At 54.8% G+C, this 19,538-nt stretch carries 31 protein-coding genes; 17 read left to right on the top strand and 14 right to left on the bottom strand.

The window, feature by feature from the left end:
- Nucleotides 1–230 precede the first annotated feature (230 nt).
- The 3 genes from FFR93_RS02640 to FFR93_RS02630 are packed head-to-tail and all read left to right on the top strand — an operon-like array spanning nucleotide 231 to nucleotide 1,694.
- A complete protein-coding gene (locus FFR93_RS02640; RefSeq protein WP_138391813.1) occupies nucleotides 231–725 on the top strand; it encodes a RecX family transcriptional regulator in 495 nt (164 codons plus the stop codon).
- Nucleotides 722–1,114 (top strand): hypothetical protein, encoded by a 393-nt coding sequence (locus FFR93_RS02635; protein ID WP_138391812.1) that lies wholly within the window; start codon nucleotides 722–724, stop codon nucleotides 1,112–1,114. Before FFR93_RS02640 ends, FFR93_RS02635 begins: the two co-directional genes overlap by 4 nt.
- Before the next feature lie 49 nt (nucleotides 1,115–1,163).
- Nucleotides 1,164–1,694 (top strand): hypothetical protein, encoded by a 531-nt coding sequence (locus FFR93_RS02630; RefSeq protein ID WP_138391811.1) that lies wholly within the window; start codon nucleotides 1,164–1,166, stop codon nucleotides 1,692–1,694.
- A 223-nt stretch (nucleotides 1,695–1,917) separates the two neighbouring features.
- On the opposite strand, the gene FFR93_RS02625 is transcribed toward FFR93_RS02630, so the two are convergent.
- Together FFR93_RS02625 and FFR93_RS02620 are read right to left on the bottom strand one after the other, a co-directional pair.
- Nucleotides 1,918–3,219, bottom strand: a complete 1,302-nt coding sequence (locus FFR93_RS02625) for a type II toxin-antitoxin system HipA family toxin (RefSeq protein WP_171049037.1) — start codon at nucleotides 3,217–3,219, stop codon at nucleotides 1,918–1,920.
- Nucleotides 3,220–3,221: 2 nt separating this feature from the next.
- Entirely contained in the window at nucleotides 3,222–3,602 is a 381-nt protein-coding gene (locus FFR93_RS02620) for a helix-turn-helix domain-containing protein (RefSeq protein ID WP_246661282.1), read from the bottom strand.
- A 148-nt stretch (nucleotides 3,603–3,750) separates the two neighbouring features.
- Between FFR93_RS02620 and FFR93_RS02615 the strand changes: the two genes are divergently transcribed.
- From FFR93_RS02615 to FFR93_RS02605, 3 genes are all read left to right on the top strand, one after another.
- Complete coding sequence (locus FFR93_RS02615; RefSeq protein ID WP_138391809.1) at nucleotides 3,751–4,056, top strand: hypothetical protein; 306 nt, start codon at nucleotides 3,751–3,753, stop codon at nucleotides 4,054–4,056.
- Between the two features lie 57 nt (nucleotides 4,057–4,113).
- Nucleotides 4,114–4,668, top strand: coding sequence for a hypothetical protein (locus FFR93_RS02610; protein WP_138391808.1), 555 nt, complete (start codon nucleotides 4,114–4,116; stop codon nucleotides 4,666–4,668).
- Between the two features lie 180 nt (nucleotides 4,669–4,848).
- A complete protein-coding gene (locus FFR93_RS02605) occupies nucleotides 4,849–5,100 on the top strand; it encodes a hypothetical protein (RefSeq protein WP_138391807.1) in 252 nt (83 codons plus the stop codon).
- Here FFR93_RS02605 and FFR93_RS02600 read toward each other — a convergent pair.
- On the bottom strand, nucleotides 5,097–5,531 hold the full coding sequence (locus FFR93_RS02600) for a hypothetical protein (protein ID WP_138391806.1): 435 nt from the start codon (nucleotides 5,529–5,531) through the stop codon (nucleotides 5,097–5,099). The genes FFR93_RS02605 and FFR93_RS02600 overlap by 4 nt on opposite strands.
- 174 nt (nucleotides 5,532–5,705) lie before the next feature.
- Here FFR93_RS02600 and FFR93_RS02595 point away from each other — a divergent pair, with 174 nt between their 5' ends.
- The gene (locus tag FFR93_RS02595; protein ID WP_138391805.1) at nucleotides 5,706–6,425 is read left to right on the top strand and encodes an alpha/beta fold hydrolase; all 720 of its coding nucleotides are present in this window, start codon (nucleotides 5,706–5,708) and stop codon (nucleotides 6,423–6,425) included.
- Here FFR93_RS02595 and FFR93_RS02590 read toward each other — a convergent pair.
- Nucleotides 6,376–6,792 carry a hypothetical protein gene (locus FFR93_RS02590; protein ID WP_171049035.1) on the bottom strand — a complete coding sequence of 139 codons (417 nt, stop codon included), beginning with the start codon at nucleotides 6,790–6,792 and terminating at the stop codon, nucleotides 6,376–6,378. The two genes, FFR93_RS02595 and FFR93_RS02590, sit on opposite strands and share 50 nt — an antisense overlap.
- Before the next feature lie 136 nt (nucleotides 6,793–6,928).
- On the opposite strand from FFR93_RS02590, the gene FFR93_RS02585 reads away from it, so the two are divergent.
- Complete coding sequence (locus FFR93_RS02585) at nucleotides 6,929–7,723, top strand: ATP-grasp domain-containing protein (RefSeq protein ID WP_171049034.1); 795 nt, start codon at nucleotides 6,929–6,931, stop codon at nucleotides 7,721–7,723.
- A gap of 64 nt (nucleotides 7,724–7,787) precedes the next feature.
- On the opposite strand, the gene FFR93_RS02580 is transcribed toward FFR93_RS02585, so the two are convergent.
- The 3 genes from FFR93_RS02580 to FFR93_RS02570 all read right to left on the bottom strand — a co-directional run bounded on the left by FFR93_RS02580 (nucleotide 7,788) and on the right by FFR93_RS02570 (nucleotide 9,411).
- Nucleotides 7,788–8,150, bottom strand: coding sequence for a hypothetical protein (locus FFR93_RS02580; protein ID WP_138391802.1), 363 nt, complete (start codon nucleotides 8,148–8,150; stop codon nucleotides 7,788–7,790).
- Nucleotides 8,151–8,212: 62 nt separating this feature from the next.
- On the bottom strand, nucleotides 8,213–9,055 hold the full coding sequence (locus FFR93_RS02575; protein WP_138391801.1) for a hypothetical protein: 843 nt from the start codon (nucleotides 9,053–9,055) through the stop codon (nucleotides 8,213–8,215).
- Nucleotides 9,056–9,057: 2 nt separating this feature from the next.
- A complete protein-coding gene (locus FFR93_RS02570; RefSeq protein ID WP_138391800.1) occupies nucleotides 9,058–9,411 on the bottom strand; it encodes a hypothetical protein in 354 nt (117 codons plus the stop codon).
- A 148-nt stretch (nucleotides 9,412–9,559) separates the two neighbouring features.
- Between FFR93_RS02570 and FFR93_RS02565 the strand changes: the two genes are divergently transcribed.
- Nucleotides 9,560–10,012, top strand: coding sequence for a hypothetical protein (locus FFR93_RS02565; RefSeq protein ID WP_138391799.1), 453 nt, complete (start codon nucleotides 9,560–9,562; stop codon nucleotides 10,010–10,012).
- 85 nt (nucleotides 10,013–10,097) lie between these two features.
- Here the strand turns inward: FFR93_RS02565 and FFR93_RS02560 are convergent, their stop codons facing one another.
- The 3 genes from FFR93_RS02560 to FFR93_RS02550 form a co-directional block, all read right to left on the bottom strand.
- Nucleotides 10,098–10,412: a hypothetical protein gene (locus FFR93_RS02560; RefSeq protein ID WP_138391798.1), complete on the bottom strand. Its 315-nt coding sequence runs from the start codon at nucleotides 10,410–10,412 to the stop codon at nucleotides 10,098–10,100.
- A 405-nt stretch (nucleotides 10,413–10,817) separates the two neighbouring features.
- Complete coding sequence (locus tag FFR93_RS02555; RefSeq protein ID WP_138391797.1) at nucleotides 10,818–11,441, bottom strand: hypothetical protein; 624 nt, start codon at nucleotides 11,439–11,441, stop codon at nucleotides 10,818–10,820.
- Between the two features lie 198 nt (nucleotides 11,442–11,639).
- Nucleotides 11,640–12,176: a hypothetical protein gene (locus FFR93_RS02550; RefSeq protein WP_138391796.1), complete on the bottom strand. Its 537-nt coding sequence runs from the start codon at nucleotides 12,174–12,176 to the stop codon at nucleotides 11,640–11,642.
- 88 nt (nucleotides 12,177–12,264) lie between these two features.
- Here FFR93_RS02550 and FFR93_RS02545 point away from each other — a divergent pair, with 88 nt between their 5' ends.
- From FFR93_RS02545 to FFR93_RS02525, 5 genes are all read left to right on the top strand, one after another.
- A complete protein-coding gene (locus FFR93_RS02545; RefSeq protein WP_138391795.1) occupies nucleotides 12,265–13,140 on the top strand; it encodes a hypothetical protein in 876 nt (291 codons plus the stop codon).
- 44 nt (nucleotides 13,141–13,184) lie between these two features.
- Complete coding sequence (locus tag FFR93_RS02540) at nucleotides 13,185–13,559, top strand: hypothetical protein (RefSeq protein WP_138391794.1); 375 nt, start codon at nucleotides 13,185–13,187, stop codon at nucleotides 13,557–13,559.
- 5 nt (nucleotides 13,560–13,564) lie between these two features.
- A complete protein-coding gene (locus FFR93_RS02535; protein ID WP_138391793.1) occupies nucleotides 13,565–13,948 on the top strand; it encodes a hypothetical protein in 384 nt (127 codons plus the stop codon).
- 61 nt (nucleotides 13,949–14,009) lie between these two features.
- Nucleotides 14,010–14,444 (top strand): hypothetical protein, encoded by a 435-nt coding sequence (locus FFR93_RS02530; RefSeq protein WP_138391792.1) that lies wholly within the window; start codon nucleotides 14,010–14,012, stop codon nucleotides 14,442–14,444.
- Between the two features lie 219 nt (nucleotides 14,445–14,663).
- Nucleotides 14,664–14,930, top strand: coding sequence for a hypothetical protein (locus FFR93_RS02525; RefSeq protein ID WP_138391791.1), 267 nt, complete (start codon nucleotides 14,664–14,666; stop codon nucleotides 14,928–14,930).
- Between the two features lie 100 nt (nucleotides 14,931–15,030).
- Here the strand turns inward: FFR93_RS02525 and FFR93_RS02520 are convergent, their stop codons facing one another.
- The 4 genes from FFR93_RS02520 to FFR93_RS02505 all read right to left on the bottom strand — a co-directional run bounded on the left by FFR93_RS02520 (nucleotide 15,031) and on the right by FFR93_RS02505 (nucleotide 17,633).
- A complete protein-coding gene (locus tag FFR93_RS02520; RefSeq protein WP_138391790.1) occupies nucleotides 15,031–15,582 on the bottom strand; it encodes a hypothetical protein in 552 nt (183 codons plus the stop codon).
- A complete protein-coding gene (locus FFR93_RS02515) occupies nucleotides 15,579–15,782 on the bottom strand; it encodes a hypothetical protein (protein WP_138391789.1) in 204 nt (67 codons plus the stop codon). Before FFR93_RS02515 ends, FFR93_RS02520 begins: the two co-directional genes overlap by 4 nt.
- 70 nt (nucleotides 15,783–15,852) lie before the next feature.
- Nucleotides 15,853–16,329 (bottom strand): DUF2269 domain-containing protein, encoded by a 477-nt coding sequence (locus FFR93_RS02510; protein WP_138391788.1) that lies wholly within the window; start codon nucleotides 16,327–16,329, stop codon nucleotides 15,853–15,855.
- Complete coding sequence (locus tag FFR93_RS02505; RefSeq protein ID WP_138391787.1) at nucleotides 16,329–17,633, bottom strand: SDR family oxidoreductase; 1,305 nt, start codon at nucleotides 17,631–17,633, stop codon at nucleotides 16,329–16,331. Before FFR93_RS02505 ends, FFR93_RS02510 begins: the two co-directional genes overlap by 1 nt.
- Nucleotides 17,634–17,934: 301 nt before the next feature.
- Between FFR93_RS02505 and FFR93_RS02500 the strand changes: the two genes are divergently transcribed.
- The 3 genes from FFR93_RS02500 (at nucleotide 17,935) to FFR93_RS02490 (ending at nucleotide 19,535) form a co-directional block, all read left to right on the top strand.
- Nucleotides 17,935–18,522, top strand: coding sequence for a hypothetical protein (locus FFR93_RS02500; RefSeq protein ID WP_138391786.1), 588 nt, complete (start codon nucleotides 17,935–17,937; stop codon nucleotides 18,520–18,522).
- Between the two features lie 69 nt (nucleotides 18,523–18,591).
- Nucleotides 18,592–18,840: a hypothetical protein gene (locus FFR93_RS02495; protein WP_138391785.1), complete on the top strand. Its 249-nt coding sequence runs from the start codon at nucleotides 18,592–18,594 to the stop codon at nucleotides 18,838–18,840.
- 65 nt (nucleotides 18,841–18,905) lie between these two features.
- Nucleotides 18,906–19,535 carry a hypothetical protein gene (locus FFR93_RS02490; protein WP_138391784.1) on the top strand — a complete coding sequence of 210 codons (630 nt, stop codon included), beginning with the start codon at nucleotides 18,906–18,908 and terminating at the stop codon, nucleotides 19,533–19,535.
- Nucleotides 19,536–19,538 lie beyond the last annotated feature (3 nt).

The following is a 19,538-nucleotide window of genomic DNA, read 5'->3' as shown; positions in this document are numbered from 1 at the left end:
GCAAATCCGGAGTTCATAAGGCCGCTGCCGCCTACTTTCTTCATCAAGCGCCCAGAGTAAGGCCGCTTCATAATCCGCCGGGCGAGGGGCATCAGGATCGTCGTAAAGGTCGATTCCGCCAGCCGTTCGAGCTGTCAGGGCTTCAATGATTGCACGCAGTTTTCGCTTTGTCAGACGTGATCGCATCGTGATCTCCTTCTATGCACATATGGCCAGCTTTGAAGGGTCATGTGCGGAGCGCGCTGCAGATTCTCCAAATCACGGTGAAATTCCTTGAAAACCTGAGCCTTCTCGATCAGCCTTTTCTGATCACCCGCTGGGAAATCTTCACCTTCATGACAGCAAAGCAAATTACCCGAGAGCAGTTTTTCGCCTGGATAGACACGACACACGGGGGTCGGCAGGCATTTGACGCGATTCTTCCAGTCAGCATGTTCCTTGACACTTCGACACTCTGCGCTGGCGAGGGACAGATCGAATTTCTAGCGGAGCTTCTTGAGTACCCTGGTGACCACAACTGGAAGCGATCCAATTCCCCTGATCCCTTGACTGAAAAGTCCGAGGCGGAACAGCAAGCCCAGGACCTGGCAATGATCGTGCGGAAGTTGCTGAAACATGTGCCCGACGATGTCCCGTTCAAGGCGAAGGCAACGGATTACTTGGTTCGTAAAGGCCTGACAGGATCGATCCTACGCGCTTCGGAGAACGAAGATTCGCAGTCGTGACCTACAAGGACGGCAACTACCCGTTCTATGGCCGTGTCGTCAGGCAGGTTGAGCCCGACAGCGTCTTATGGATTTGCAGCGGCCTTCACATTCATATTCCCCGGATCAGCGATCTTGCGGTGCAGGCCTGCAAGGGCAGGAGCGAGTACATGCCCGGCATGTCGATCACCTATTTCAACAGGCATCCGGACGGCACCCTCAACTTTTCCTCCATGAAGTTCCAGAGACCGGCCCGGTTTCTTCCGATGCCGTCCTTGCGGCGCATGAGGCAACTGGCGTCGTGCTTTCATGGGAGAGACCCCTGGAAAACGTCATTAGACTACCAGTTCATTCGACACGCGCCGACGCTGGATTATCCCGTCGGCAGCGCGCGCCGAACGCCGCGTTGATCCTTGCTGCCCGGCTTGTGAGCATCTTCGAAATAGTAGGATGTTGCCTATGCGAGCAGAACTCCAGGATACCGTAGCCGAATTTCGCCCGATCCTTCTCCAGCGTGTTGATTCACTGTTTCGAGGAACACGCGAACCTTCGGACACGACGGGCTGCTGCAGAAGCGGATCAGCAGCGCTGTTGCATACTTTGCGGCACGCTTTTCCGGATTGTGCCTGGGCGTTCACCGGAGGATACGGATCAGATGTCGGTCCTCTGAACGAACACGCTGGCGACTACCTCAACCTCGAATGCTATCCAGGCGGGCTGGTTGACCAGGAAGGTAAATGGCGAGCCCATTTCTGGGTCGAAGGAAAACTTCCGGATGGCAGCACTGTCATCGTCGATGCAACAGCGGACCAGTTCGGCCATGAACCCGTTGTGATCGCCGATGGGGCCGACCCTCGCTATCGGAAAAATATCCTGCCTCAGCACGACGAGAAGGTCTGGGTTGTTGAGCCGGAGACAACCTTTGCCCTCGGCGTATTCCATGAATGGCAAACTCTGCACACCGTGCCGCTTTGGACGCCGGGCAGATAAGCGGACACATCGCGAGGAATTCGGTCAATTCCTTTGACAGATCGATGCGGCACGGCGAAGGGCGGCAATCATTTATTGGGCAAACGCAGAGGCCCTCAGCACCAAAGGATCGCAGGCGATGGCAATCACCGATAAAACCGAAAACGAACTGCTCGCGGGGCAGCTTCGCGTCGTCCAGCAGTCCCCGGCTTTTCGGCCAATGCGCCCCCGCTCGGACAGGCAGCTAACCGAGTTTGACAGACGGTCTCTGGTCGACCCAGATCGAAGCACGCTTTGCGATATCCTCGACCACAAGATCAAGGAGCTGGGTATCGGCGAGTGTTCCTGCCAGTTCCTGACGAACGGCTTTCGCGTTGTCGACGATGGCGGCAGCCAATTCCTCAAGGCGACGAGTCACAAGAGCGGGATTCAGACCGCAATCATCGGCGAACTTTTCCCAGTTCTCCATAGTCAACGTATCTCTGTCGAAGTTTCCACCAATTGACATCGCCATGATCGGCTTCACGCTTTTGAAGTTGGTCCGGAACGCTTCCGCGTTGTTCAAATCATACAGCGGGGCGAGGCGAACCTCCCCAGACCGGCCATACAGGAGCGAATAGTTCTTGCCGTGTGCGTCAGGGTTACCGATCAGATATTGCAGGATGACGCGGTCAAGCAAGGTTTCCCGGGAGCGAACCGGATCGGAGGTCCTGCTCATCAGCTGAAAGCACAGTTGCCAGTTCGGACCGCCATGGCGCTCATATTTGCGCGAGGGCCGGAACCCGGTCGCCTGGCAAAAGTCCTCCTGGTGCAGCCGGTATAGGCGAGGCCCTGACTGTTCAGCAACCAGACGCCGGTCGTAGCGCCAGATCAACAGAAATGTCTGGTCTCCGGCGACCTTCACCTCGGATTTCGGAACATCCTGCCCGCATGACTCTGCTATACGTAAGCAAAAGTGCTCGACTTTGATGGAGTCCTTGAGGCCCGGAATATCGGTCTTGATAATGTGGGTCGAAGGGAAACCGTGCTTGGGAAGACCGATACGGTTCTTTGACGCGACGACCGCTGCCTTGTCGTTCACGCCAGCAAGTGACAGCATCACGCCATCTTCCTCGTCCACTAGCAATGGGCGGCGTGGCAACGCGGCAATGTAGGAAGCAAGCTGCTCTTCCCCGAGGTACTCCACCATTGGTTTGTGGCCGGTATCCAGGCTTTCACCAACAGGAACAATCGCCAGTGCGCCAGCGCAGTCTCGGCCGAGCTTCGCAAGAAGCTCCATATCACTTGGATCATTACCGAGATCAAGTTCAACAGCGAGAATTTCCCTGTGCTTCAGGCTATCAGGGAGGAGTCCAGCTATAAACGCCTCTGCCGCGCCAGGAGCTGGCTGCTCATTGAAAGGCAAGGATATGGACAGTGGATGGGCTTTGCCTGCTGCTGCGGCCTTGATCCATTCAGGTTTGTAGGCAAACCCAATCTGTCCGTCCTCACTTTGAGAAAAGCGGCCGGTTTCCACACCGTAGAGATAGACAGACAGTTCGGTCACGATTATTCCCCCTTCCATGCGGTCTCGATGTCCTCAATGCTATCGAGATCAATCTCCTCTCCGAGACCAATACCCTGGCTTTCGGCAGTCTGAGTTTGAATTTCGATATCGCGAGGAACCAGGGCCAGTTTGAACCCAAGGGCATCCGCAAGCTTGATAATCGTCGAGAGACGGGGATCGCTTTTGCCGCTTTCGAGATCAACAAGGGTATAGCGGCTGATGTTGACCACCGAGGCAAGCTGCTCCTGCTTGATCGCGCGGCTTGTTCTCCTCGTCTTCAAGGTGCTCCCGAGATCGGATGCAGACTGCAGATAAACCAAGTCGCTCATAAAGATCACGCTCAATGTTTGTTGCAACACACATTTAGCAAAGATGAGCCGCATTTTCAAGAGATGTTTGTTTAAACACACATTCCGCGTGGCAATAGCAACCAGAACGGTCTATGTTGCTTAAAACAAACATCAGAGACGTCTTGTCCATTTCAGGGCGTCGCATGATAAATCGACCGAGAAGCTTGTCAGGAAGAACAATATGTCGCTGCCCCATTACGACTTCGACCGCCTTGAAGCCCTGGAAGAACTGACCAAAATGCCAGGTTACGATGCCAGCTACGTACTGGCCTACTACAACGCCTGGTCCGATTTCGAAGACAACGGCTGGGTTGCCATTTTCGAACGGAATGGACAGTTCTTCCAATGTGATGGCGGCTACAGCCCGATGGTCGGGCATGTAGAAGAAAAGCTCCTCTACGAACCCATCACACTTGAGCAGGCTTTGGAGGAAATCGAGGCGATGGAGGAAACATGTGCGGAGATGGACCGAAAACACTCATTTTGACCGTTCACGCCAGTTCGTTTGAAGAATTCCCTTTAATCCGCCATTTGAGGTCCTCACATGTTTTTCGTTGGCCAGAAAATCTACTTCGCTATTAACGAAAACCTTGTGGCTGGCGTCTCTCGACTGACGCCGCAATGGTCCAGGTTTCAATTTCAGCCGGGCAGCGTTTTCCTTCAAATCGCTCATTTGGCCGATTTGCTCGGTCAGATTACACCGATGGGCCAGAGCGCATTTGAGCGTTACGATGGAACAGAGGCCTCCCAGGTGCTGGGAAAGCTTCAGGCATGGCTAGGTGCCGGATTTAAAAGCGGCGAGAACACCGATTGGATGGTCGGTCGACGCCTCGTCGCAGGCTGGAAACCCTCGGAAATGGTCGCTTTTGAAGGCTTGCAAGTGCCTCCATCCAAGTTTGGATTGAGCGCCGATGCAAACGGATCAGCCGTGTCGTATGAACTCTGGGAATTCGACGGCGTCCTGATGGAAATGTACCCGCAGAAGCTATTTCATATTCCGGAAAACGCGATCCCGAACATTGTCACAGACAGCCAGAATTGGCTCAACGATGAGAACGCCGACGGTTACGGCCGTCTCCTGGCCTCACCTGCCGGATAACGGATCAAGCTTATCGCTTGTAGCTGTGAACCGGCTGACGCATTTTCGCACCCGGGCAAGGAAATCGATGTGGAAACACTGGAGGAAATCTACACGCTTGTAAGATGGCTATTGTACTAAACATTGACACGAGCCGGGATTGCGGAAACGATTTTCCATCATTGAAAGGAAAAGTCGTCCATGAGCGCTGTTATCGAGTTTTTTGTCGAATGCCTCGAACTTCTTCTCGGAGGCAGGCGTAGACGCCATCAAAGTCAGATTGCGCGAAACGCCGATATTGGCTTCCGGCTTGTAGGGGCGGCGATGCTCATTGCCTTGGCAGTCGCGATCTTTGTGTTCTGGGCGACAATCGTCAGCTTTGCCATCATCGCCTTCTGGATCGCCGTGGTCCTTGGATTGGTGATTGGCGTCGTCAAGTTCTTTGCCGATTAGTCCTCATCGGCATATTTCAGCTTCAACGGGTTGCAGAAGCCACCTGGCTGGGAAAAAGGATCATAGTCCCAGTCAAGTGAACGTTTCACGCGGCGATAGGGTGAACGGATTCCCCGCTGCAGCGCTTCGGAATAGACGACACAAGCCTCGGCCGCTGCGAAAGCGATTGCGTGGGAACCAGCCGCCTTGGTCTCGTCTGACATGCCGCTAATGGCATCGACTGCAGCTTCCTCAAATTCCTCAACGGTGTAAGCCTTGGCCGCGTCTCCGAGACGCTCCATTAGGACGCCGCGTACCGCCCGACCCACCTCCTTGCAAAAGTCCATGCGCCGAACCGAGTTCACATGTTCATACACGCGGGCATGTGCTCCGTCGACGATGTAACGCATTTCTGCATCGAAGTGAGAGTGGGTGAGGTCTGAAGCTGGCATGACATCTCCGGCCGGTCTGGGGTTATCAACGATGGCATAACGTTGGGGCAAGTCCAAGAACTTCAAACGTTCAACCACATGAGAGTCCGCTATCACATGTATGTCAGCAATCGGCGTTGGACGTAGGCGGGTGTGCGTAGGAAGCTTGAACAATCGGCTCCTGGGTCTTCAGTCATGCATCAAAGCTCGTCACCTGAAACACGCGCTCCGCTGATCCTCCTCCACGGGCTGGGGTCCGGCGCTTGGTCAATGTACGTCCTTGCGACACGCCTTGGCCGTCTGGGCTTTGATGTCGAAGTCCTGAGTTACAGGTCCCACGGGCAGTCCTTGGCTCAAATGACTGATGAAATCCAGACCATCTTGCCCGAGCGCTTCAATGGCAGGTTTGATGTCGTGGCGCATTCGCTGGGCGGTCTCGTCGGCCATCAACTGGCGAAAAGGCTCGGCTCGACGGCCATTAGCAAGGTGGTGATGCTTGGTTCACCATTCCTTGGGACCCGCGTTGCAGGCGTTCTCGTCAAATCGTGTTTGGCTCGCTTCATCTACGGTCCCATTTGGAGCGATCTCCTCCCAGAAGAACGCCGCAGGCACGATATCCGCATCGAGGGGATCGAGATAGGGATGATTGCAGGCGTAATACCCGGCACGCAGTTCCTGCCGCGCGGCGCATCGGATGGATTGATCCCCCTGACTTCAACGAAAGGCGCGTGCTTCAACCACCATATCGCGATCCCGGCATCACACGCGACACTTCTGATCAGCAAGACAGCAGCCGACAATGTCGGTTCCTTCCTGAAGTTCGGTCACTTCCTACAGGCGAGCGAAGGAAGTCATTCCGACGGCTTTACACCAGAGCAATCTCCAGTCGCCTGCCAGCCTCAATCTTCTTTCTGAAGGCGTCGATTGCCTCTGATAGCTCTGGGCTTGTTTTTGCCTTGCTGGCCGAGAGAAGCTTGAAAAACGCGTCCTCGGCCTGGGTGAGGAAATAGACGTGGATCGTGTCCCAGTCCTGAGAGGATCGCCAAGCGACATCCGCTTCAGTTATCAGGCCTGCCTCATTGAGGACGATCTGAAACTTCACGCTATCTTTGAAATCCCACGCCGCTGTTGCAGCTGCAGTGTCCGAGCCGAAAACAGATTGAAATGCTGATGCACAATCGTCTGCGGCCGTACCCAGGTCCATGATGTTCACAACACGATTGAACGTGACAAAATCCTGTGCGGAGGGGAAGTTGTCCGCAGCCCGGTCATAATTCAGCATCTCAATCTCATCGGTATAGAATTTTCCATTCATTGTTTTCGACTCAAGGAGTTCGTTCGTCAACAATTTAATTGACCTGCAAGCCTTTTCGCGGCTAATTCCATTTTGAGAGCAAAACCCAAAGGAGTAGATGGTCGTGCAGTGGATTTTGCAACGGGGGCATACAGATTCGGAGAGACTCGGCGCGGTCTTGGAAGCGCTCGGCTTGCAGCATTCCTTCGAGCGGATGGCTCCTTTCATCGGTGACATTGATCCCGTTCCTCAGATCGACAATCCTGCAAACACGATCATCTTCGGCCTGCATTCCACGCGGAACTTTGCCAGGAAGCATGGGCTGTACCCAGGCATTATTGAATTGCGTCCGCATATTCAGGAAGTCGCATGGCAGGATTTCCTGTTGAACCCGCTCAAGACAACGATATTCGCTACGGCCGCTGAGATCGTTTCCAGACTTGCCGACGATCCGCGCGACCTGTTTTTCGTGCGCGCTTTTGACGACACGAAGGCCCTTGCGGGACAAGTCCTGACGAAGGAACAGATTGAAGCAACTGTCGCAGTGACATCAATCCTCACAAAAGAGGAATTCTTTGCGGAGAGCCTCAACCCGACCACCGAATTGATGGTAAGCAGCCCTGTCGATATCGTGGCGGAATGGCGGCTTTGGATCGTTGACGACAAGGTGGCGACGTACTCGCGCTACAAGCAAGGTGACGCGGTTCGCTGGACCTACGCCATCGACGACGACGTCATTCCCCTTGCCGACAGCTTGATCGCAAAGAACCCGGGCTATGCGCCTGCCTACGTCATGGACATCTGCAGGACCGACGAGGGGCTCAAGCTCCTGGAGACCAACAGCATTAACTCGGCTGGGCTCTACAAAGGCAATTTGACGGACCTCGTGCAGACTTTGGAAGAGAAATTCACATCTTAAGTCCTGACACAAGCGACCGTCGGCCCAAAATCAAAAGGCCCCGGATCGATCCAGGGCCTTGGCGTCACATCGAGAGACCGTTTCCGGGCTCGAAGGTCGGAAACGCGTCTAGAACCGGCGCATCATTGTCGAAGCGAAGGAGCAGGCCCCCTTCGGCCGCGCCATACTGTGCCAAGGCAATGAATTCATCCGAGAAGCCGTCGGCCTTCATCGCCGCGATCTTGTCCTCGACGATTTCAGCAGGATTGTCACCAACCAGAGACATCGTGGAAACGATATGGCCGGAGTGATAGTGAATGACTGACGTCCCGACCAGAGAGGCAATTCCTTCATCCTGCATGTCCTTGTGATCCTGCAGGATTTGGACGTCGGAGGGAGTGAGATGTGCGGTACTCACGTCGAGGAAGGTTTGGATTCCAGGCTTCATTGTCGTTTCCTTTCATAGAGGCTGTTGCCTCACGATGATGCGCAGGTCTGCAACCCGCAAGCTCACATCCGCAAACCAGCATTTTCCACTAACGGGCGCAGGGTGCCGGGCATGTCTTCAAGACTTTCGTAGGCGCAGGTCAGTTCGATCCGACCGCGCTCCGATTCAGTCTTCTGAAACCACCAGTATAGGCCATTGGAGAAGATAACCATCTCTTCCGACTTCTCGTCATCGTCCATTTCGTAGGTTGGCGTATATCCAAAGGCCTCCGAAGGAGAGCCGTCAGGTAACGAGCCATAAGCGATCACGTCGAGCTGTTCACGGTCGAAATGAACCACGTGAGGAAGTGCCTCCCGATCCTGTAGAAGCGCGGTCAGCTTTGCCTCCAGATCGGCGCGCTCGACAAAATACGGCTCTTTTACCGGTTGGTCCCAAAGCGCAACTAGCGCCTTGGCTGTGGCAATCGCGTGTTCCTTGACTTCAGCAGGGCCGAGAGGCGTCTGTTTCGGCTCCGGCTCGACAAACTGCCACGGTTCTCGACCTCCAAGCGGGTTCATCAGCGCATCGCGAGCATATGTCCGGAGGATCGGTCGTCCGACCCAGTCCAGTGCGGATACGACGAAACCGCGAGCATCCGCCCAATAGCCAATCCGAACACCGGTAAAAGAGCTGGCAAAGGGCAGGGGATCACCGGCTTCCGGCCGGAAGATCGGCTTGAGCATCGATCCCAGCCGTTCGACTTCGGCCTTCAATATCGCCTCAAGCTCGGGCTCATTCTCATGCGGATCAGCCAGCAGCACCCGCTGCACCAGCGTACGAAGCCTATCAAGGTTCATTGCCAACTCCGCCGCTGACAGGCCAGCGGCACCAATCGCCTGCTCCAAATGCTTATGCAGCAATTCCATGTTTACGCTTCCTTCTTTTTCCGACCGTAATAAGGTGCCGGTTCCAGCTTCTTGACGATGAACTCTTCCTCCTTTGGGGCCCCGTTGAGGGCGAGGAAGCTGTCCATCCGGGTGTAATCACTCCAAACTTCACCAGTGGTCGACACGACGCAGTTCTGGAATTTCAGCTGGCGCAGGAAGATGTAGCCGCCAACAGCAGTGTGATAGGAAATCCGACCATTCGGATACTGCGGGTAACGGATAATCAGATAATAATCGTGGTCGTCCTCTGCAAAGCCGATCAACCGGCCGAGGTCGAAGCCAAGGAGAACGGGCTCATTAAAGTGCTCGCGGCACATTTGTTCGATATGGTTCATGGAAACTCCTTGGTAGTGCATTCATGATACGGTCGCCTTGCAAAAACAGGCAAGCTAGATAAAAGGAAAACGAGGTTGCGCTTGCGCACAAACCTTGTGCTTTGCACGCTCTGACGATGAAGTCAGACAGCAATTAAAGGAGCCATCGATGTCAGCAGAGAAAATCAAGGTAAAGCAAATCACCCTCATCCATTCGAGTGGTGCCAATGACGTCGGACAGGGTTTGGCGAATGGGGTGATCGCTGGCACAAAGGAAATCGTTCACTCCTATGAGGAAGCCGACCAAGTGCTTGCCAAGTGGCTGGCTACTAACCTTCCAGGCCATTACAACGATGTGGACTGGGTCGTCACGTTCGAAGATGGGTTCCAAAAGTTCGGCAGTTACAATCTTGGCAAACCGCGCGATGCCGCGCCGGAAAAGCCAAACTTCATCGACGCCATCACTCACAACTCATTGCGCCTGATCAGCGACGACCCGGAGCATAAGGGCTACCAGAATTTCGTCGACAAGGACGGCAAGCATCGAGCCATGGCGCAACACGTCTTGGACACCTACGATCACGGCCTTGACGATCAACCGACGGTGGGCATGAAACTCTAATCCTGACGACTGGTGGGGCGAGGAATGTCGCCCCAACCCCGACGGGGTCTCTTCGTATGTCGGCTCCGACACTCTTTAGGCACCACTACTCTCCGGCAGTCTGCCCCGACGGGATCAGGGCATCCAGCGTACCCTGCAGTTCCCGCGCCTTTGCCTCATAGAAGATCGCTGTCTCAAGAAGGTTCTTGAACTTATGCATCGAGGGCTCCAGCGTGCCGTACTGGAACTGCAACATCATGTTCTGAAGCACTAACGGTGCAAGGCAACGCCCGCCGCCAACAACATTTTCCTCGTGAAACCACCATTGATCCCCCCTAAATGCCGAGAGGGCGGCGACCATTTTTTGAACGTCCTCCTCCCTTACCTGCGGGGGAACTTCTATCGTGAGGGATTTTACCATCGAATCCAACCTTAGTTACGGCATCTAGGCGACAAGCAACATGCCGTAGACAGGGACCAGGCAGACCAGCAGAGATGAGACGTAGTTGCGCTGCATGAGAACCCCGAACCAAGCTGCAGCGTAGCAAAGTGAAAACACAATGGCTGCGACAAGAACCTGCGCAACCGGTGCGCCAAGCGACCAAAGGTGAAAGCTAGCGAGGCCCACAGCAAAGAGAGACAGAATTGCATAAGCAATATGGGCTGTGACCATGAAGTGGTCGGAAATGGAGCGTATGTGGGATAAACTGGACAACACGGATATCTCCGAAGTTCTCGGGAATGAGCTTAAAGGTTCCTTTTGTTCTGGCGTAGTGTCAACAGTCTTTCGCCATTTCCGCCCAAGTTACGTTCCCACAACACTCGGTCATTTCAGACGGTTGACGCCATCATTGACATATACGTCGACTTTATCATCTTCGATGTCCGCTTTGAACACTTCAACCATCGAGGCAAAGCGCGCCGGATCGCGTGCTATCTCGCTTCCGATGGAATGCATTTCGAACACGGCTCGTGAGATTTCCTGGAAAGTGGACTTTCGATGCGGATTTTTCTCGTATTGAACTGAATGCTCCTGCTCCAGGGATGCATCGAGATACGAAGCCTCAGCGATGAGGCTCCTGAAGTTTTCAAGGTTCGGTTTTTCGATGAACATCTCCGCATATAAACTAATGCGACCGTAAACATCGCCAGCATCACGGCGTTTTGCCACTCGACTGAAGCCCTTTTGCAGGACGTTGACGATATCAGTCAAAGTAACGTCGGCCGTGTGCTCCCGCATGACGGACTTGGCAGCTTCCAGACCTCGATTGCTAAGAGCGATTAGGAAAGCGCTTTTGGAAGCCTCCGCGAGCGTCTGCCCGTGATCGGCACTGCCGATTTTTGCGTCGTAAGCTTCCGGAAGGATACGGCCGAGATCGACCATCGAGACATCGGCCGTTCTCAAGGCCTCCATGGCAAGAACATCGCTGACATATTTCAACTCGCTCATGACAAACAGGCGAGCATCGCGGCAAGCGCGGTCCTTGCGACCTGCTTTCGTCACAGCGATCAGCTCGGCTGCACGGGAGGCGACATCCGCCTGGAAAGCTTCGACGTTAAGAGTGCTCATCTGAAATTCCTTCGTGGTGTTGCCCGATCCTGGCAAACGCGTCGGCAAATGACAATCCGTTTCAGAGTCGTGAGCCGATCACCGCATACCGAATGCCGGAACATCTTCTTCGAGAGCCTTCAGTTTCTTTGCGGTCTTCCTGAATTCCTTCGCAAGAAAATCGTAAACACCCTGGTAATCGTCTTCGTCATAGCAGCCTTCACGGCGATCAGGCTTGTATTCTAACTCGTAAGCCGATGACGGCCGTACTTTCAATCGGTCCCGCATGATCTGCGTGCTGAACTCTCCAAGGGAGTCGAACATCTTGCCGTCCACTTGAACGACCTGATGATACCAGGTGCTGTCGACGGTCGCGCCACGATAGCAAGCTGTCACCATAGAGGGGGCAAAGCCGTTTTCGGCAAGCACGTCGTAAAGCGCCGCCGCGAAAGCAGCACAGCTGTCGATCTGCGCATCTTTGCGTTCCCTGCCGATCTTGGCCGTTTTGATGAGTTCGACGATATCCATATGGCACCTATGACACGATTTGTTCGTTCCAAGGAAGTGCAACGGCAAGCCTACGACAATGAATTCACTCAAATCGCTCACGGCGTCCAGAAATTCGGCGGCCAACACGAAATGAAAGTTTGTTGACCGACCTATGCAAATTCTTGTTGTCCAAATTGGAGATAAAGGAAATCCTTGTTCTTACGCTGAGAGATCGATGAGCTGGAAGCAGATTTCCAATCCAGCGGAGCCGACGAAAATGAACACTGGTGACACACTAAAGGGTTACGACGACAGCGCCTACCTGCAGGTCATGGCGGATGGCATCATTACGCGCAAATACAATAGCGTCGACGAAGCCGCCAAGGCCGCCCTCGGGGAAGAGGGCGGTTCGAACGTCGACCGTCTAAGAAGAAAGTATCGGGAGCAGAACTGGCACGAAAAGGGTCTTTCCGCCTATGTCGAAGCAGAGATCGCAAAGCGGGACCTGATCAAGGCCCCTGGGCATGTGAAACTGCTCACAAAATTGAGTGCACGGCTTGCAAACCCGGTGACCACCGTTCTTCAGGCATTCACGGCAACCCGGCGCGTGCTCGGCCACACCAAGCCGGACGGAAAGACTGCGCTGCCCATGGTCGTGGCAACACTCCTCCTGACCGGTGTTTCAGCGTCGGTAATCCCGATGGCATATGCCATGGCAGCATTCCTTGCCTTCACACTTTTCGCCCTGACGTCCTGGGCCGACCGGTCCTCGGAGAAATCGGACGGTCGAACAGCCGGTTTCGCCTTATCGGCTATGGCCGGGGTTATAGCCGCCCTTGTCGGAGCTTTCGGGTTGCTAAGTCCCAACTCCGCCTATTCGGTCGGATCAATGCATGGAGCGGTAACCCTCGCCATCGGACTGAGTATTATCGGCGTCTACGCCACAAGCTTCGTGTCCACCCGGGCGGTCGCGGCCGGTCGGCGAAAGACATTCGAGGTCTCAGCCTTGATCATCGCCCTGGCTATCATGAGCCAGACTGGCACCGCGATCTTGGCAAAAGATGCAGGCGTTTTCGCCACCATTCAAACGGCCCTTCAGGCTACGCACTGATTTTCAGCATTTAAAATCACACCATAGACTGAAGGAAAACGCTCATGACCTACTCCGAGCCACCCATGATCATTATCTTGACTACCTTCCTCCTGGCCGTTGCATTCATAGCCTTCGGCGAAACAGGCGACCAAGGCCGGTACAGGATATTCCACGAAGTAGCCGAGGCCACGAAAGGACTGAAGCTCACGCACACCTGCGACAACTATGGCTTCATCACCGCCCGGGCGGAGCCGAATTGCATTGAAAAGGAAGGCTTCCGCTACCTCAACACCGGCACCTCCATAGCCTTCTTCCGAATGGACGCGAATTCAGTCCCCCATCCAGTGTGGACCACCTCCCTCAACCCGTATTCGACGCAGGTTCCCGCTTCTTTGAGGGATTTGCGCATGATCCAGTCCGCATTTGTAGAACGGTGATCATCATGGGACACGACAATCTGATCGCTTTGGTCGCAGCAACGGTCGTCGGAGCCGGGATAATGATGGGATGGACCTATCTCAGCAAGCGGACTTCGGAGTACCGGCAATCAGTAGCCACCCTGACAGCACAGGTAGACAAACTTCAGTTCCCTATTTCCTGCACGCCGGAAGGTCGCCTGGACAACCTCAATCAGCGGAACTGCGTAGAACGAAACGGATATCGCATCGTCCGGTCCGGCCTCGATGCGATTGTCGTCAAAATGGACAAGGATGAGCCCGTTGTCGTCTACCATTCGTCACCGGACAGGCGGCGGATCGTCCCTGGCAATCGCGAGGAAATCATTGCAATCACGCGTGTGTTTTCAGATGAGCAACCGCTCGACTGAGACGAGATTTTAAACTGGTCGGGACCAGAGTTTAAATCAGCCACAGGACGAGCATCTGTCTATGGTCGCTTACTTGCCGCACGGCTATTCTGGTCCCGAACACGATCAAAAATGGGTTTTCATCATGAAACAAGGTATGACCGCTATCCTGGACGTAACGCCAATGCACCTCACGTTGAGCGACGTTCACTTGTTCCAGCGCATCCATGAAACATCCTTCATCCCGGACGGCGTGACGGTTTACCCATACCGAACCGGAACCATGGTGGTGACCGAAGTCCTGGCAACTGGGACGCCGGAAGAAAAAGAGGAAAAGATCAGGGCAATGAAGGCGGCTGGCTTCTCGAACGAACTGATCGCGGTCCTCCGGTACTGCGCAGAGCAGGGTGGCACGCTGGCGCGTTTTGACAACGGCTCTGCACTTGAACTCGATGATTTTCCGATCTTCGATCATGAGACAGGCCTGGAAGTGACAGCGGCTCGGCTTGGCATGTAGAACGCTTTTGGGGGGACTGGAGTGGACCGGCCCCGCCATATAATTCAGGCGAGCAATTTGGCGATTAAAGCAAGTTTTTCGTTAAAATCTTCGTAACCAAGTGAGAGGGGTTTGCTTGTATTCGACCCACTCGCCTTCTATGTGGTTTCCAATACCACTCCGTCGGCTATCGAGCTTCCGTCCCGATAGCCAGACAGGCCATTCTGAAGGATGGAGAATATGACTACGGATAATATCTGGAACGTGTCTCGGGTTCGTGTGCCAGCACGATCAGGTGAGACTGTCCAGATGATCAACGCGCATGATGAGGAAGTTCGACTGAACGCGGTCGAACTGACAGAGACGTGTGCAATCGATCTCGACACCTGCGTCGTCGACCTGGGTCAGTTTTCCGACAACATCACGGCGGGTTTGCCCCTCTTTGTTCCGGCGAAGCCGCATAGATCAGGCCTGCACGACAACGACAACGCCCCCGGTGACTACTAGCGTCGGCTCTCTACCGGCCATTTCGCTGACACTCTAACGCCCATTTCGTTTGGCTTTAACGAACATACGCGACCACATGGATCGCGGATGCACGTTGACATCACAAGCGAAAAGCGGCGCGTTCGGCCATTTTCTCTTCGAGGGTAGGGGTGGGCTCACCTTCCAGAGGGCGGCGAACACGCGCATTGAAGATCGTACCGCTATGGTTGACGTCCCAGACATGCCACGCATCGTCCTGCCCGCCCCAATACAAACGGTTGCCGCTCTCCAACTCGAAGAGCACGGCCGGATGGTTTGAATGATCAGGCGTGCCCGTATAGGGCAGTTCGCCAACAATGCGGTCTGCACAGTAGTCATGCTCTCGGTGCCAAACCATGACGGTGTCGCCAACCTTGTACATGCCGCCACGATGCGGGAAATCGTTCGCGTCGTCGATGATCTCGTAAGCACCGTTCACCATGACGTTGACATGCGGATATTTCGCAAGGAACGCGGTCATCTGGTCTTCCCACTTGACCTGGCCTTCACCGGTGCGCATCCACTGATGCCGGAAACATGTGTCGCCTGAGGGATAATGCGTGATCCGCGTGTCACGCGGATAGTCGATCATGAAATATTCAGGCGTCGTTTTGCGGTCGATTCTCGGTCTCACGGCGTCATCCTCCTGGTGGCGAGTATCTCGTCGCGGTTTTCCTCAAGCCAGTCGGCAAGCTCGCGCTGCGCTTTCACTCCAAGGACAGCGCTCTCATCTATCCCGAGCACACCTGCGGCTCGCTCGATCTCTGCTGCCGAATATTCCTCGTCAATCGTCGCCGAGAAAATCTCGAAATTGCTTGCATCGCCCAGGTTCATAGACGCTTTCCCTTGTCTGACTTCAGAAGAATAGATTTCTCAGGTCGCTTTCGACAAGCCGAAGCCGACATCAAAAGCTCGGTTTCGAAATCATCAGCCAGATAATTGCCAACACCGCCAGGAAGGCCGGGAAGCCGCAAGCAAACCAAATCCGATAGAGCCGATGATATCGCGCAGGCAACGGCTCATTCCGAGTTGCAGCCTCCCAGGCAAGTTTCTTCAGCTGCACCTGTATCCAGACAACAGGAAGCCAGAATGCCCCGGTGAACACGTAGAGGACGAGGGACCACAGAACCCAGCCTTCCCACAGATTCCAGCCGATTTCGTGCGCGAGGAGGGTTCCGGTGATGGGCTGAACCACAACGGCAGCTGCCGTGAACAGAAGGTCAGCCAGGACGACAATCGACGCGGTGTGCGCAATGACCAGGGCATTTCCCGCTCGCTGCGCCATGACCATGAAGAAGGCGATGCCTGCGCCGGTACCGAGCAGGACACAGGCCCCGATGATATGAAGCCACCGGACGAAGAAGACAAAATCGAATTCCATCAGCGCGACCTCACGAACGCACTGGCCACAAACGCCATGACGGAAGCAGGCAGTGTCTTCACGAACGGCCCGAGCGGATCAAGCCAAAGAGAAGGGGACAACAGCGAGCCAGCGACGAGATAGGATGCGGTCACCGCCACCATTCCTAGCAATGCCGGTCTCACATACGGTCGATAGACAACCGCTGCTCCGAGAACGATATCGACGAATGCACCCGCTGCGACAACCGCCATGGCAAGAGATTGGCCGATACCGGCGTCAGTCAGATGGGTTGCGGCGGCCGACACCTTCAGAAACCCGATCACGCCGGACGCGATCCAGAACAAGGATAAGGTGGCGATCATGGCCGGGAACAAAAGGAACATCCGGGCGAACCATCGCTCCTGAACGGTAGACGGCATCCCCCTCAGTGTCTCGGGCAGCGACTTGCAGGATTTCTGCATCACCTGCTTGTAGACAGTCGGATCGGCTATGACCCCTTCGGACATGACCTTCATCGAGGTCGAGCGCAGCGGCGACCGCCAGCCAAGTTCTCCGAGAATGTCAGCGCCGAAGCCAACGACACGGGCAATCCAACTTGGAAGCCGCAATGTCAGGGCAGGGCGACTTAAGCCCATCCATGAGCGGAACAGCCCCACGACTTCACTAAGCGGTCGAGCGTGCTCTTCGACAATGTCCATTTCCGTCCCAGGCGGCACTCGACCGTCGATGGCAGCCATGACGACATCCACAACATCGTCGATGCTGATTGTTCCAACCGGGCTATCCGGGTAAACGAGAGGCGTTACGAATGGGAACGAAGCAAGCATGCGAAGTAGGGCCGTGCCGCCATAGGCTGCCGGAGCAATCACGAGGCCGGGCTTGAGAATACACCAGTCGAGACCACTTTGACGCAAATAGTCGTCAGCTTCGCCCTTTGTCCGCAGAAACTCGAACTTTGCATCCCAATCGGCACCTGGAGCCGAAATCTGGATATACTTTGGGCTGTTCGCGCCTTTTCGACAGGAGTCGATCAATGCAGTGATCGACCGGCACTGCAAAGCTTTAAGGTCGTCTTTCTGTCCGGACTGCAAGGCACCGGAGGCGTTGATAATCACATCCGCACTGTCTGAATAAGGAACCCACTGTTCGGCCGTATGAAGCCTTGAGATGTCAACACTGTCCCACCGCGCACCCGGCTCCTGAACTTCAGCTTGCGAGGCGTCACGGCCGATTCCTCGAACGCTGTGACCTGCATCTAGCAATTTCTTCACTATAGCGAGCCCGATGAGACCGTAGCCGCCAACAACTAAAACTTTTGCCATTCATTCAACCTGATCTTCTTCGATACCTACATAGGGCATTGCGGTGGAACCCGGAAGGAAGTGCAACAAAATTCCTTATGAGAAACGTTTCCGGCGGTGCGGCACCAGTTTTCGGCGGGAAGCCTTCAGTCAGACGAAATCGCCATCGATCCACACAATGCACGGAAGGAAATCCAGCTTGCAGCCAATGTAATCGGCGATCAGAAACATCTATTCCCAGTGATCCGCCGGTCTGATAATCCATTTGTGGATTGCGGCAAAACGCTGATTAATTGGCCATCACATGATGTCGAGGCTACCCATGACCCCTTTTTCTAACGACGACCTCAAAGTCTTCATCCAGGCCCTTTTCGAGCGTTATTCACTTGGCAAGCTTGAGATCAAAGAGGGCTCGATAAAGCTGCACGAGCGGTGCATCGCCTTCGAGGGGAAGGGTGAACGGATGCGCAAAGACCATCACTTCGCCATCCCTTATGCTTCAACGACCTGGGGTGTCATTTCACCAAAATCGATACTTCATGCAACAAGCGCGAGCAACCTGTCATGGATGATCAACGGACAAGCCTTGGGCAAGACCGACACCCTGATCCACATCGGCAGCCACAGTGACCAGGCCACCTCGCTTCACGCCAACAAGGAAATGCTAAAGGCATGGACCCATGAAAGACTGCCAAGCGCTCCAGCCGAACGATACGAGGATTTCAAGGCTCATTACGACAAGAACTACCAAGCCGAGATTGCCAGGGGTCTTTTCCTTGACGAGGTCTCAATCGGCCATTACGTCCCGAGCGAAGAAACCGGCTACATGAAGCTCAAGTTGCAGCCGATCTCGTCGCCGAGCTTCTCATTCGATGCGGAAGAGACGCCTGCACCGGTTATGGGCCGGTAATGGCTCCGGGCCTTGAATTCGTCGCCAGTCCACCGAACAATGTGGGCTTCAGTAATTCGAGGCCCACAGATGCCAAGCACAGAAATCATGTCGAACCAGGAAATCCTGGCTGAGCTGAAGAGCGGGAGCCTGCTCAACCAGGCGCGACGAATCCTCAGCACAACCATGGCTGAAATCGACACCGGATTGAAACAGCGCAAGCCTCTGACGATATTCGAAGTTCAGAACCTCGAATTCTCAGCCGTGATCGAGATCGCTGCTCTTCTGGGTGTAGAACTGAAGACTGGACAAAAAAGTCTGACCGAGACGGCAAACTGACCTGTGGTGCCGTTGTTTCTAGCAACAAGCCTAGGGACAATTCATCACGCCTTCAGGAGCAGACTATGACGGGAAAGACGTTCGCAAAAATCGGCACGACGATTTACCAAGTCATCAAGGACGGTCACCCTGCCGAACTTGCAGACAGCTACGATACCGCCTTGAGAAGGATCGCGCTCGCTTTCACCTCCGAGAGTGAATTTGCGAGCTTGGGACGTATCAACGAGTTCCCGGAGTTAGCCACGGCAGAACTGTGCGGCACATTTCAGCAACGCCTCCGCTTTGCCATTGAGCAGACAGGCCGCCATTGTGAGGTGGCCGAACACAGGCTTACAGGCGCATATGAGAAGACTTCTCTTGTGCGCACCATTGGCGTGACCACCGAACTTGATCCGGGATACGAACTTCAGTCGGGACTCTATCGCGCAGCACTTGGCTCTGTTGACCGGGATGCCGTTGCCGACAAGCTTGCTTCGATTATCGCTGGCAAGATCGCTTTCGAACGGACCGGGAAGTCAGACGCCGAGGTCGTATCTGATATCATCGAGGCCAGCGGCCGGTTGGGCAGCGAAACTTTCGGAGCTGAAACAGCCAAGGACGCATCAGCCTTCTTGAAAGACCTGCCCAAGGTGGCGGCCGACCGCTACGAGGAACTGGCTGCCAAGGCCTTTCCGAAGCATGCGATGAGTATGTAAGAC

The organism is Rhizobium sp. MHM7A (assembly GCF_005862215.1).
GTDB lineage: Bacteria > Pseudomonadota > Alphaproteobacteria > Rhizobiales > Rhizobiaceae > Rhizobium > Rhizobium bangladeshense.
Note: the sequence above shows the minus strand (reverse complement) of the source record. Positions and strands in the feature narration are given on the sequence as shown.